This is a genomic window from Bacillus sp. MMSF_3328, from assembly GCF_030733525.1.
GTDB classification, from domain to species: domain Bacteria; phylum Bacillota; class Bacilli; order Bacillales; family Cytobacillaceae; genus Bacillus_AB; species Bacillus_AB infantis.
Window position 1 is genome coordinate 269,161 of the sequence record NZ_JASHIV010000002.1, and the last position, 13,070, is coordinate 282,230.

The following is a 13,070-nucleotide window of genomic DNA, read 5'->3' on the forward strand; positions in this document are numbered from 1 at the left end:
TCCTGCTCTAATTATGCGGAAAATATTCCATCGGCGCATTGCAATGCTTATATCCATTCCTTTTATAAAATTCGACCCCTTCCTCACTCGGCCAGACGATGATAAATTCATAATGGTTCTCTTCAATCCATGTATTGATGGCCGTGATCAGCCTGCTTCCGACTCCTTTTCCGCGATATTCCGGCATAGTATAGACATTGGTCATATAGGCGAAGGGATAGGTAATCCGGCCGGGCCTTGGAACTTTTTGTATTCTTTCTATGTACATATGTGATACAACTTTCCCATGATCTTCCGCGATCCAGATATACCAAATGTCTCCCTCAATAGCTTCCTCCAGAAAGAATCTGCATTCTTTCTCGAATTCCGGATAATCTTTTTCTGAAAAAGTGCCCTCCTCATAATCTTCATCTGAAAAAGTGCCCTCCTCATAATCTTCAAACGTGAAGTCCCATCTCATTCTAATCAGCTGATCTATATCCTTTCTTTCTGCGAGCCTTATTTGCATTTTACAGCCTCCATATTTTCATTAAGTAATTCTTCTGCAGCCTGCCATGGTTTTCCTTTATTTTAAAAAACTGCAGTGAATATTGGCAATTTTATGCTAAAATAAATTCCATTCAAATGATACTTATATAGAAAGGCGGTAAATGATGATTCAATTTTTCACCTATAACTGGCAGGTCAGGGATGAGTGGTTTCAATGGTGTGAACAGCTGAAAGAGGATGAACTGCTTAAGAAGCGGACGGGAGGAGCGGGGAGCATACTTCATACACTGCTTCACATAGCCGACGTTGAATACAGCTGGATCCGTGCTATCCAAGGTCTGGGCGATACCATCGTTGATTTTGAAGAATATCGCAGTCTGACTGAGGCCAGGCAGCTCTCCGACTCTTTCCGGAAGGATATCAGGAGCTATTTTGCCGAAGGTCTGATTGCTGCACCTGATTTTACTGTTTCTGTCCCATGGGATGATGAGGATTTTAGCAAAAACGAAATTCTTCATCATATTATTGCACATGAAATCCATCATATTGGACAGCTATCTGTTTGGGCACGGGAATTGGGACTAGCACCGGTCAGTGCGAACTTTTTAGGCAGAGACTTGTAAAATACCAGCTTAAAAGGCTGAAGCAGCAAAATAACCCTGTCTGTCTTTCTCTGAATTTTTAAAAGAAGATTGATCCTTTTTCACCGGCCCGCTTTTGGCCGAAAGTAAAAAAAAAACGCCCCTGCAGGCGTTGATTATTTTCGGCTGGCTTGCTCTTCATTTCCATTGATCATATTTCTGACATCCTCAACCATACTGTTGAAGGTTTCATTTACTGTATTTAAAAGAGTATCTTGCCCTCTTTCTACTGGCACGCCTGCTTGTTTCTCTTCCTTTTGCATAGATATCACCTCCCAGCCATAGAATGTGCCAAAAAAAGCAACATAATGCATGGGAAAATCAAAAATGCAAACTCTCTTCATCGAAAATGAAAAAGCGGGTGCCCGCATCTCCTGTCATCTTTCTATGATTCTCTGCTGGACATCCCCGCCCGGCTGACGTATACTAGCCATATTTATGCAAGAAATAGCAGATTGCTGGAAAGAAAGGTTTGAGATCATGCTTCAAAACCCAACAGGAAGAGAAAGGCTTGCCCTTGCTTTTCTCCTTAGTTCATTAGGAATTTTAGGGCCATTTAACATCGATATGTACTTGCCAAGCTTTCCCGATATCGGCAGAGACCTTGATGCCTCTGCGTCCCTTGTACAGCTCAGCTTGACCGCCTGTCTGATGGGGCTCGCTGCCGGTCAGATGATTGTCGGGCCGATCAGTGATGCACAAGGCAGGAGAACACCGCTTCTGATTGGGATTTCCCTTTTTAGCATCGCTTCATTATTTTGTGCGCTTGCACCAAATATCACTACGTTTATAGCTGCCCGTTTCTTTCAGGGGCTAACCGCTTCAGCCGGGATTGTCCTGTCGCGTGCAGTTGTGAGGGATGTATTCAGCGGTACAGAGCTGACGAAGTTTTTCTCACTATTAATGGTGATAAATGCTACCGCTCCGATGATTGCCCCTATGACCGGCGGCGCGCTCCTTTTACTGCCATTCGCCAGCTGGCACACCATTTTTTACTTTTTATGTGCGCTTGGACTTGCCATCGTTACACTCATTTCCATACGCCTGCCTGAGACGCTTCCTGCTGAAAAGCGCATTCCCAGCAGTCTGGGAGGCACAGTCAAGGCAATGGGCGGCCTATTTAAGGATCGCTCATTCATCGGCTATGCCCTGATTGTCGGTTTTGTACACGGAGGAAGCTTTGCTTATGTATCCGGAACACCATTTGTTTACCAGGGAATCTATGGCGTCTCTCCTCAGGTGTTCAGCATCCTGTTCGGTATCAATGGGATTGCCATCATCACCGGGAGCTTTCTGATCGGCCGCCTTGCCGGCATTGTACAGGAAAGGACCCTGCTTCGGACAGCCGTCTGCATCGCTGTGAGCGTGACTGCATTATTGCTGACTATGACCATCATTAAAGGGCCGCTGTTTATGCTGGTCATCCCGATATTCATCTATATGACGTCCATGGGGATGATCCTTACCAGCTCCTTTACGCTCGCCTTGAAAAATCAGGGGCACCGCGCCGGAAGTGCGAGTGCCGTTATCGGCATGATGCCGCTCCTCCTGGGCAGCATTGTCTCCCCTCTTGTCGGGATCAATGAAGCATCAGCCGTACCTATGGGAAGCATCTTATTTACCACTTCCTTCATCGGCTTCGTCCTTTTCTTTACATTGACGAAAGAAAAACAGTCTAATTTCAAGATTAATCCGGAGGGGTGAATCCCCTCCTTTTTTATAAATAATGCCCCGCCGCCAGAACTGCGAAGAAGATGGACATGATGGTAGCTGCAAGCCAGTCATGGTAATAAGCTTTGCTATCCCGATCGGTCATCCATAGTTCTAATCCCCGATTAAAGTTGAGTAATACGAAAAACCCGATGATGGGAGCGATTCTTACAAAAAGCGGAAAATTACCTTCAACTAGTACGAAAAAATGGAGATATAGAAAAATCACAAAAATTCCCGCTTCAGCCAGCTGGAAACCCTTTTTCCTTTCTTTAGATAAAATACCCTTAGATTTGATGGGGATGTTAAGATTCTTTTTAAAATAAATTTTGCTGATGAGGAGATTTACGATAAGGAATATTGCCAAAATAAAGATATTAATTATTTCCGGGCTCCCTTCTAAGGAAAGTCTCTTCGAATGATTATAATTATGAAATAAAAAAGCTAAAGTTGCAGATGTCCCTTTTAGTTTTACTGAGGGAAACCGCGAAATCTGAATTTTGCATAAGGATTCTACAAGAATTATCACTTTTTCTACCCAAAAAAGTAAGGATTCTACATAAAAATGTAAGGATTCCACATAAATTTGCAGTTATTATACCTTAAATACATACTTTCCCAAAAACACACCTCTTAGAATGCCAAATACCTGTCTATGCTGTACGCATGAATATATTCATGATTCACAGCAGATGACTATGTTAAAAGATTTTTCTGAAGGGTGATGTAAATGGACTTGAATTGGATATGGAAATCGATATTGATTGTATTGGCAGGCACCCTGCTGCTCAGGATCGCCGGCAGAAAATCAATATCCCAAATGACACTTGCCCAGACTGTAATCATGATTGGTATAGGTTCTTTATTGATACAGCCTCTCGCCGGAAAAAACATTTGGACAACAATTACTGTTGGAGCAATTCTGGTAGTAACCCTGGTTGTCATGGAGCTTTTACAGGTGAAGTTTGATAAAATTGAAAAATTCATTACTGGAAGAGCAAAAGTACTGATCAACAATGGAAATCTTGATGAGAAAGGCCTGAAAAAGGTAAGGCTGACGGTTGACCAGCTGGAGATGAAGCTTAGGCAGAACAATGTGTCCAGCCTGAATGATGTCAAATGGGCAACATTGGAGCCAAACGGGCAAATTGGATTCGAGCTGAAGGAAGATGCCAAGCCGGCTTTGAAAAAGGATCTCCAAATGCTTCAGCAGCAGATGAACCAAATGATCATGCTCCTGAAGGGAAGTACAGTCCCTATGCCTCCGAATGACTCATCTAAGCAGGATCTATTTGCCGAAGTGGCGAGAAAATCCCATACCACAGAGCCGCCAGAGCAGCTCCAGTAGATGGCGGCAAGAAATAGGCTTTTAGTTGTTCTTTCAACTGTTTTTGGGGTCTTTTTTGCGGCGTTATGTATTTTTTATCTTTTCAAAGACGATTCCTCCCGCTGGCAGGTAGCTCTTGGAGGAATCATCGTAAGCGCACTTCCCTTATTACTGATCTTATTAAAAAAAACGTTCCCGACTTCCCTGGTCTTCGGCTACTTTTTGTTCGTATTCTGCTCCATCTATCTGGGGTCGATTGCAAGCTTCTATCGCAAATATGCCTGGTGGGATAGCACGCTTCACCTTTATAAAGGAATCTTTGCCGGCATAGCTGCCGTCTTTGTTTTTAAGATATTATCCGGTGGAAAGGGAAATTCCCGCTCAATTTTATTCCTTTTCAGCTTTTCTTTGTCTGCTGCGGCCAGCATCCTCTGGGAAATTTATGAGTTTGCCGGCGACCAGCTTGTTACTGAAACGATGCAGCGCGGCGGCAATAAGGATACCATGATAGATCTCATTGCCGGTACTTCAGGTGCATTACTAGCAGGCATATACAATATCTTTAGGTTCAGGAAACTATAACGGCCGGCTCCTCAAAGGAACCGGCCTTATTTTCAGCTTTTTAAAATATCTTCGATTCTGTTAAGCTCTTCAGCAGTAAACTCCAAATTATCCAGTGCAGCTACATTTTCTTCAATCTGGGAGACCCTGCTTGCACCGATCAGGGCAGATGTCACCCTGCCTCCGCGAAGGACCCATGCCAGAGACATTTGTGCAAGGCTTTGCCCGCGTTCAGAGGCGAGTTCATGCAGCTTTCTGACTTTTTCGATTGTCTGCTCTGTCACCTGGTCCCCTTGAAGCGCACCGGTCTTGCTGGCAGCCCTGCTGTCAGCCGGGATGCCGTCAATATACTTATTGGTCAGCAGTCCTTGTGCAAGCGGACAGAAGGCAATTGACCCTGCACCATTCTTATCCAGAACATCCTGCAGGCCATCCTCGATCCAGCGGTTCAGCATTGAATAGCTTGGCTGGTGGATAACGAGCGGCGTCCCAAGTCTGTTAAGAATTTTCACTGCTTCTTCAGTCTGCTCTGCCGAATAACTGCTGATGCCGACATATAAGGCTTTCCCTTGTCTGACAATAGAGTCCAAAGCCCCCATTGTTTCCTCTAACGGTGTGTCCGGGTCAGGACGGTGTGAGTAGAAAATGTCCACATAATCAAGCCCCATCCGCTTCAAGCTTTGGTCCAGACTTGAAATGAGGTACTTCCTGCTTCCCCACTCCCCATAGGGACCGGGCCACATATAATAGCCTGCCTTCGTTGAAATGATCATTTCATCCCTGTAAGGAGCAAAATCCGACTTCATCATCCGGCCGAACATCTCCTCAGCCGAGCCTGCCGGAGGGCCGTAGTTATTGGCCAGATCGAAATGAGTAATGCCAAGGTCAAATGCCTTCCTGAGCATCTCCCTTCCATTTTCGTATGTATCAGTTCCCCCAAAATTATGCCATAAGCCCAGGGAGATGGCCGGGAGCCGGAGGCCTGAGCGACCGCTTCGATTGTATTTCATCGTCTCATAGCGTTTTTCTCCTGCAAGGTATACCATCGATCTTCCTCCTTCAAGTATTGCGTTCTTTTCTATATTAAACGCTTTCACGGCGCTGTACAAAGAAACTGCCCAAAGCATGATATCTTCTTAAATGAAAATAAAGATTAGCCGGGAACTAATCTTTATCTTAAGTCCATTACTTTATCTTTTGCCTTCTGGCTCTGCAGAAAGTGGTACAGTGCTCCAATCAGATTAGAGTCGTTTCCGAACTTGCACACCTCGGCTTTTACATCAAGAGAATGGATATCCGATTTCATGCTTGATAGCACCCGATTGATTCTATCGCAAAAATCATGCCGGGCCGAAATCGCACCGCCGATCAGGATTTTTTCCGGGTCAATGATATAATGCAGATTCAGAATCCCGACAGCCAGGCGTTTGTAGAAGCGGTCTATTTCTTCCTGAATCTCTTTATCTCCATTCTCTGCCATCTCAAACACTTTACGGCCGTCCAGTGTTTCTGGATCCAAACCTTTTTTGGCTGCTGCAATATTGACCAGTGCCCCAGTGGCACCAAGATCGCTCCAGCTTCTTCCTAAAGGACCCTCTAAATAATCCTCCATGATCATATAGCCGAACTCTCCGCCATGGAAGCTCGCTCCATGCCTGACTTTTTTGTCCAGGACAATGGCCCCGCCTATTCCTGTCCCGATGACGATGCAGATATAATCCCGGACATCCTTTGCTGCACCGATCCAGCCCTCTGCAAGGCCGGCACAATTAGCGTCATTTTCCAGTTCTGCGGGAAGCCCTGTCCTTCTTTCCACCAGCTCCCTGATGTTGGGGCCATGAACATAAGGGACGGCGCTCGCGCCATGGATCGTTCCGCTTGCCACATCGACTGCCCCAGGCATGCTCATCGCAATTCCTTCAACAGGGCTGATGAACCGGAGGTCCTCGACAGCGTTTCCGATTGCTTCAATAAATGCTTCAATACCTTCCTTTGGAGTCGGGATTGATGACTTTTTTATAATGCTGCCCGCTTCATCCATCAAAGCATATTTTATGGATGAGCCCCCTACATCAAATGCTGCATAATTTCGCATGCTCCTACCCCCATATATCCTTTCGCCAAAGGATCATTTTCCTTCTTTTACAGATGTGTTCCGCAGGATTCCCTGATGATCAGCTCAGAGTCGATCAGGGCAGGCCGCGGCTGGGATTTGCCGTTGATGAGATCGTTCAGCATATAAGCTGACAGTTTCCCAAATTTCTCTTTATCCTGTTTTACAGTCGACAGCTTGGGATCGCTGTAGCGGCAGGCAGCAATATCATCGCAGCCAATCACCCTTATATCGTGAGGGACGGAAAGCCCGGCTTCCTTAATGGCCCTTAATGCTCCAAGCGCCATTAAATCTGAGGCCGCAAAGACAGCCTCTGGCTTCCTTTTCCCCTCAAGGATCCTTTTCATGCAATCATAGCCGCTGTCTTCATGATAATCACCATATTGAATCCAGTCGTCCCTGATTTCCAGGCCGAACTGGTTCATGGCCTCAAGGAATCCCTTCTTCCGCAAGTTGGAAATGACAGATCCCTTCATTCCTCCTATAAAACCAACATCCCTGACTGAATTCAGGTAAAGATGTTCAATGACCTTTCGGGAAAGATTCACGTTATCTGTCATGACAAAGGCTGATTTCGGACCTGACAGTTCAATGTCGATCCCGATGCATGGAAAGTCAGCCTTAGCTAGCTCATGTACTGCTTCCTCTACTTCTTCCCCGGCAATGACGAGGCAGCCGTCCACATTGAAGTGTCTGCATCTTGCCATATAGCTTCCATTGTCCTGCCGGAAATTTTCATTGGAGAACATGAGGATATCATAGCCGAGCATGCCGATATTCTTTTTAAAAGAAGAAATGACTTCATTGAAATATGGGTGGGTCATGTCAACATTGATTTTGCCGGCATAAATCAGGCCAATCAGATTGGATTTTTTCGTGGCGAGCGACCGCGCTGAGAAATTTGGTTCATAATCCATCTCAAGAATGACATCCATTACCTTTTTCTTCGTTCTTTCGCTGATGCCTCCGTAATTATTGATGACCTTTGATACGGTAGCGGCAGAGACACCTGCAATTTCCGCAATATTCTTTATCGTTAGGCTCATGAGAATCCCTTCTGCTTCCAAATTATGTTCTTTGTTACTAGATTACTAGCTGTTCCCTTTCCTTTCAATCTCCAGAATCAGAAAGGTCCGATTATTTTACAGACCCTTCTGTAATGCTGGAAATGAAAAGCTTGTTAAACATCAGGAATATGACCAAAAGAGGTACGGTAGCCCAGAAAACACCTGACATGATCATCCCAAAATCAATATTATGGGTGTTGCTGAGATTGGCCAAAGCCACCTGAATTGTATACATTTCTGGGTCCCTCAGCACAGTAAATTGCCACAGGAACTCTCCCCATACAGCCGTAAACACGATGATCCCCAGCGTGGCGAAGGCAGGCAGAATGATGGGCAGGACAATGCTGCGGTAGATCCTAAAGTTAGAGCACCCATCCAGCTTGGCCGCTTCTATCAATTCATCCGGCACAGCTTCGTTCACATATTGCCTCATCAGGAAGATTCCCAGAGGATTCAGGAAGAACAGGAGCATCACCCCGGGAAGTGTATCCAGAAGACCAGCTTTGGAAATCAGGAAATACTGGGGGATGAGGCCGAGCTGCGGCGGAATAATCATGGTTACCAGGATTGAGATGAATAGAATATTTTTCCCGGGAAACTTGAACTTTGCAAATGCGAAACCGGCCAGTGAACTGATCGCCAGTACCACAAGCGTAACAACCACACAGATGATAAAGGAATTCCACATTGCGTTGAAAAAATCAATATTGCTCAGTACTTTCTTGAAATTGTCCACAAGCAGATTCCCAGGTGTCAGTGTCGGAGGAATCGTGTTGTATGCTGAGCTTGGACTCGTCGCCATTACAAACATCCAGTAAAAAGGGAAAAGGGAGACTAAAGAAGCAATACTCAGAAACAAGTAGATCGGCAGATTCCCTTTTCCTGGTTTCTTTTTGGCAGTGTTCATGCTCATTTCGCAGCCCTCCTTTTGCCCCGCCCATATCCGGATGTCAGCATCGTATTGATGGTTGCGAAAGCAGCGATGATGACAAGCAGAATGATGGCTGTTGCAGATGCTGTACCAAATGATTGAAGTTTGAACGCATCACGGTACAAATACATAACAATCGTCATTGCTTCATCCCTTGAAAATGCTCCGGCCCCAAGGAATACAGTAGGCTCTGAGAACAGCTGGAGCGCACCGACTGTTGAGAAGAAAACGGTCAGGAGAATAAACGGCTTCAGCAGCGGAAGTGTAATGTAAAAAAGCTGCTGCGTTTTGCTTGCTCCATCGATTGTTGCCGCTTCGTACAAGTCGTTCGGAATACTCTGGATCCCAGCCAGGAAAATGATCGTATTATAGCCGACCCATCTCCAGAAAACCATAATGGAGATGGCGATTTTTGTCCCCCATTCGGAAGCTCCCCAGTTGACCGGATCAAAGCCGAAAAGGCCCAATACATAGTTGGCCAGCGACGTTTCATGGTTGCTGAACAGGACGCTGAAGATCAAGGCCACTGCTACCATGGAGGTGATATAAGGCATAAAGATCGTAACCCGGAAGAAATTTTTAAACCGGATGAACGTAAGATTGAGCAGAAAGGCCAGAATGATACCGATAATCAGCTGTGGTGCTGTTCCTAAAAGCCCCATCACAATTGTATTGTAAACCGATTTCCAGAAGAGCGGATCTTCCAGTACAATTTTGAAGTTATTCAGACCGGCAAACGTCATTGGGCTTAGTCCGTTCCATTTCTGAAAAGCCAGGTATAAGCTGAATAGGGCCGGATAAAGGCCAATGATGGCAAAAATGATAAAAAAAGGTGCAATATATAAATAGCCGGATATCATATCTTTCTTTGATTCAGACAGACGCTTTTTCGTTCCAGTCATCTGGCCTGTACCCGTCTTGCTTTCTTTGGCAGCTGTTTGCATGTTTCCGCCTCTTTTCTATGCATAAATCAGGAAATGGCTCAAATAAGCCATTTCCCCTTTCATTCTTTATCTTCCTAGTAAGTCTTTTGCCCGTTTGATGGCAGCTTTCCATTCTTTTTCAGGATCTTTGCCGTTTTGAACATTCTTCAGGGCATTTACAACCTCCTGGTGAACCGGGAAGTACTTCTCGCCTTTAAAGACAGCGCCTTCGATATCCTGGGCAGCATTTGCAAATACAGTCGAAGTTACCTGTCCGCCAAAGAATTCATCTTCATTTGATTTGAAAGCATCCATATCATAGACAGCTGGTGCAGAAGGGAACAGTCCCTTGCTCTGGAAGGATTCAAGCTGCTGTTCAGGTGCAACAAGCCACTCGATAAAGTCATATGCTGCCTGTGCATTTTTTGTTTCCTTCGGTACAGCTATATAAGAACCGCCCCAGTTTGCAGCGAACTCCTTCGGCAGTGTGGCAACTCTCCACTTGCCTACTGCATCCGGCGCATTGCCTTCCATCCAGCCCTTCAGCCAGCCAGCTCCAAGCTCTGCTGCAAATTCGCCTTTATTGACAGCATTGGACCATTCAGGAGACCACATGTCATACTTTCCAACGATGCCCAATTCATTGAGCTTAACGGCATAATCGTACGCTTCCTTAACGGCATTACCGTCTTCTTCAAGCAGAAGCTCTCCATCAGGATTCAGATAAGTACTTTCTGCTGCATCCAAATAGGCACGGTACGCCATCTCGATGCTATCGACGAATGGTTTGCCGGTCTTTTCCTTCAACTGAATGCCAGCTTCCTGGAAAGCCTCCGGCGAATTGATGAGTGACTCCACCTCGGCAGGCTCTGTCGGAAGACCGGCTTCCTCGAATAGATCTACACGATAATACAAAGCCTTCGGCCCGATATCGGTCGGCATACCGAACAGGAAGTCTCCATCCGCATTTTCTCCGCCCTTCCATTTCCAATCCAGATATTGATCTTGTACATCCTTGGCACCTAAATCGTATAAGTTCTCGAAACGGTCCTGGGCAACTTTAAAGCGGTCGAACTGGTCAATTTCCAGCATGGCAATATCCGGCGCCCCGCTGCCGGCTGATAATGCAGTAAATAAGGCATCATGGTGATCTGCGGTCTCTGATGATTTCACTTTGATTTTGACATTCGGATTTTGTTCTGTATATTTCTTTGCAAGCTCCTCATAATTGGTAGCTCCGAAGGTCCAGAAGCTCAGGGTTACGTCGCCGCCTCCATCGGATCCTCCGGATGAAGTTTCCTCGCCGCTGCAAGCTGCAAGCGATAACGCAAGAACAGATGATGCTCCGAATGCCGCTATTTTTTTTAGGCTATTCCATTTCAAGTGAATCTCCCCCATTATTAGTAAGTAAATTTGAACCATCCCTTTGAGAACCTGCCCAATCCTGCCTTCAGCCACCCCCTCCAATAGAATCCCAGGACCTGTCTAAAATTTAATAAGTATGGAAACCGGTTTCCGTAATGGGTGGAAACCGCTTTCATTTGTTATTATAAGAGCCTGTTTTTCAGAAATCAACTATATTTTTGAAAATTTAGTCAATATTTTTTCTTGAAATTAGACTAATATAATAATACTCTCTTTAAAATCAGTTAATCAACGCTGTTATTAAACTAATTTCCAGGGTTTTTCTTCCTCACAGAAACCGATTTCCAAAATAAAAGAGAGCATTACGCTCCCTTTTTTCTTTATAAGCCTATAACGTTTCTCCATTGCTTTTTATTACTTCGCTATACCAATAAAAACTCTTCTTCTTTGTTCTTTTAAGGTCATGCTCGCCTTCTTCATGCTGATTAACATATACAAAGCCATATCTCTTCTGAAATCCATTAAGCCAGCTCAGCAGGTCGGTAAAGGACCAGACACAATAGCCAAGCAGCTCCACTCCATCGGAAATAGCTTCTTGCATGGACTGGATATGAGCACGGATAAAAGCAATTCTGTAATCATCATTCACCTTTCCATCTTCTTCTAGCTTATCGAACTCACCCAGCCCATTTTCACTGATCAGTACTGGTAGCTGGTATCTGCTTGTGATCCGGCGGAGTGCCACACGCAGGCCTTGCGGGTCGATTGTCCAGTCCCAGTTCGTTTTTTCCAGGGATGGGTTGTCAGCTGTTCTGTATAGTCCAGGCACACCTGAGGCCTTAGTGGTCCCTTTTTTGCCTGTGGTATTCATTTCACCTTCAGACACTCCCCCATCAAGCGGATTGGCTTCAAAGGTAGCGGTTTGATAATAATTGAGTCCCATAAAGTCCGGCTTCCCTTCTTGCAGGAGCTCCAGATCCCCTGCTTCCAGCGATGGTGCCAGCCCTTCCTTCTCTAAGTAATCCCACGCAGCTTTCGGATACTTCCCCCATGCGTAGACATCCATCCACCAGTGGCTGTTCAGCTCTTCTGCATTTTCGCTGGCAATGATGTCCTTTGGTTCAGGAGAGCGGGGGTACGAAGGCGTGTAGGCAAAACTTGGCCCGATTTTCCCTTCCGGTACATATGAGCGGAATGCTTTTATCACACTGGCATTTGCAAGATTGGCATGATGATTCACCTGGTAAAAAAGCTTGTCATCCTTTACCCCGGGCGGGTGCATGCTATTCCGGTAGCCGAACATGGTAAAGATATTCTGCTCATTCAGGCTGACCCAGTATTTGACCCGATCGCCGAAACGCTTAAACAGTTCTGTACTGTATGCTGTGAAGTCTCCAATGATCTGCCGGGATTCCCAGCCGCCGTATTCTTCCTGCAGTGCCTGCGGCAAATCCCAGTGATATAGAGTCACGATAGGTTCAATATCATGTTTGATCAGTTCATTGATCAGTGAATCATAAAACTCGATGCCCTTTTCATTCACTTTTCCTTTTCCTTCAGGAAAGATTCTCGCCCAGGCAACCGAAAAACGGTATGCCTTCAAGCCCATTTCAGCCATCAGCTGCACATCTTCTTTATAGCGGCGGTAATGGCCTACAGCTGTATCGCCTGTGGTCCCTTTAAATGTCTTTCCAGGGATCCGGACAAATTGATCCCAATTGGAGAGACCTTTGCCCTCTTCATTCCAGGCCCCTTCTACCTGATAGGCCGCAGAAGCGGCCCCCCAAAGGAAGTTCTGGGGAAAGGCCTTCAATTCTTTATGTATCATATTCACTGCCCCTTTCTTCATATTGAAACCGGTTTCCTAAAACAGTATAACAAATTCTGATAAAACAATATATTCAGAATTATACTTTTCTACACTTTTTCACAAAAAAAAAAAC

Annotated in this window: 14 protein-coding genes; 4 read left to right on the forward strand and 10 right to left on the reverse strand. The window is 45.4% G+C overall.

Features of this window, described 5'->3' with window-relative positions; all coding sequences use genetic code 11:
* Positions 1 to 7 precede the first annotated feature (7 nt).
* Positions 8 to 508, reverse strand: coding sequence for a GNAT family N-acetyltransferase (locus RBB45_RS04990; RefSeq protein WP_306009165.1), 501 nt, complete (start codon positions 506 to 508; stop codon positions 8 to 10).
* Between the two features lie 145 nt (positions 509 to 653).
* On the opposite strand from RBB45_RS04990, the gene RBB45_RS04995 reads away from it, so the two are divergent.
* On the forward strand, positions 654 to 1,112 hold the full coding sequence (locus RBB45_RS04995) for a DinB family protein (protein WP_306009274.1): 459 nt from the start codon (positions 654 to 656) through the stop codon (positions 1,110 to 1,112).
* A 134-nt stretch (positions 1,113 to 1,246) separates the two neighbouring features.
* Here the strand turns inward: RBB45_RS04995 and RBB45_RS05000 are convergent, their stop codons facing one another.
* A complete protein-coding gene (locus RBB45_RS05000; protein WP_156917012.1) occupies positions 1,247 to 1,393 on the reverse strand; it encodes a hypothetical protein in 147 nt (48 codons plus the stop codon).
* Between the two features lie 217 nt (positions 1,394 to 1,610).
* On the opposite strand from RBB45_RS05000, the gene RBB45_RS05005 reads away from it, so the two are divergent.
* Positions 1,611 to 2,834, forward strand: a complete 1,224-nt coding sequence (locus RBB45_RS05005) for a Bcr/CflA family efflux MFS transporter (RefSeq protein WP_306009166.1) — start codon at positions 1,611 to 1,613, stop codon at positions 2,832 to 2,834.
* A gap of 13 nt (positions 2,835 to 2,847) precedes the next feature.
* Here RBB45_RS05005 and RBB45_RS05010 read toward each other — a convergent pair whose 3' ends face one another.
* Complete coding sequence (locus RBB45_RS05010) at positions 2,848 to 3,369, reverse strand: DUF4181 domain-containing protein (RefSeq protein ID WP_306009167.1); 522 nt, start codon at positions 3,367 to 3,369, stop codon at positions 2,848 to 2,850.
* 201 nt (positions 3,370 to 3,570) lie between these two features.
* Between RBB45_RS05010 and RBB45_RS05015 the strand changes: the two genes are divergently transcribed.
* Both RBB45_RS05015 and RBB45_RS05020 read left to right on the forward strand, forming a co-directional pair.
* Positions 3,571 to 4,188, forward strand: coding sequence for a DUF421 domain-containing protein (locus RBB45_RS05015; RefSeq protein WP_022543958.1), 618 nt, complete (start codon positions 3,571 to 3,573; stop codon positions 4,186 to 4,188).
* Positions 4,189 to 4,749: a DUF2238 domain-containing protein gene (locus tag RBB45_RS05020; protein ID WP_094767648.1), complete on the forward strand. Its 561-nt coding sequence runs from the start codon at positions 4,189 to 4,191 to the stop codon at positions 4,747 to 4,749.
* Between the two features lie 32 nt (positions 4,750 to 4,781).
* On the opposite strand, the gene mgrA is transcribed toward RBB45_RS05020, so the two are convergent.
* From mgrA to RBB45_RS05055, 7 genes are all read right to left on the reverse strand, one after another.
* Complete coding sequence (mgrA, locus tag RBB45_RS05025; protein ID WP_129612684.1) at positions 4,782 to 5,774, reverse strand: L-glyceraldehyde 3-phosphate reductase; 993 nt, start codon at positions 5,772 to 5,774, stop codon at positions 4,782 to 4,784.
* A 125-nt stretch (positions 5,775 to 5,899) separates the two neighbouring features.
* Positions 5,900 to 6,823: an ROK family protein gene (locus RBB45_RS05030; protein ID WP_009793415.1), complete on the reverse strand. Its 924-nt coding sequence runs from the start codon at positions 6,821 to 6,823 to the stop codon at positions 5,900 to 5,902.
* A 47-nt stretch (positions 6,824 to 6,870) separates the two neighbouring features.
* Complete coding sequence (locus RBB45_RS05035) at positions 6,871 to 7,887, reverse strand: LacI family DNA-binding transcriptional regulator (protein ID WP_022543959.1); 1,017 nt, start codon at positions 7,885 to 7,887, stop codon at positions 6,871 to 6,873.
* Between the two features lie 91 nt (positions 7,888 to 7,978).
* Positions 7,979 to 8,821 carry a carbohydrate ABC transporter permease gene (locus tag RBB45_RS05040; RefSeq protein ID WP_009793413.1) on the reverse strand — a complete coding sequence of 281 codons (843 nt, stop codon included), beginning with the start codon at positions 8,819 to 8,821 and terminating at the stop codon, positions 7,979 to 7,981.
* The gene (locus RBB45_RS05045) at positions 8,818 to 9,783 is read right to left on the reverse strand and encodes a carbohydrate ABC transporter permease (RefSeq protein WP_009793412.1); all 966 of its coding nucleotides are present in this window, start codon (positions 9,781 to 9,783) and stop codon (positions 8,818 to 8,820) included. The genes RBB45_RS05040 and RBB45_RS05045 overlap by 4 nt, the downstream gene beginning before the upstream one ends.
* Positions 9,784 to 9,849: 66 nt before the next feature.
* The gene (locus tag RBB45_RS05050) at positions 9,850 to 11,184 is read right to left on the reverse strand and encodes an ABC transporter substrate-binding protein (RefSeq protein WP_371931557.1); all 1,335 of its coding nucleotides are present in this window, start codon (positions 11,182 to 11,184) and stop codon (positions 9,850 to 9,852) included.
* Between the two features lie 331 nt (positions 11,185 to 11,515).
* A complete protein-coding gene (locus RBB45_RS05055; protein ID WP_009793409.1) occupies positions 11,516 to 12,955 on the reverse strand; it encodes a glycoside hydrolase family 1 protein in 1,440 nt (479 codons plus the stop codon).
* Between the last annotated feature and the right edge of the window lie 115 nt (positions 12,956 to 13,070).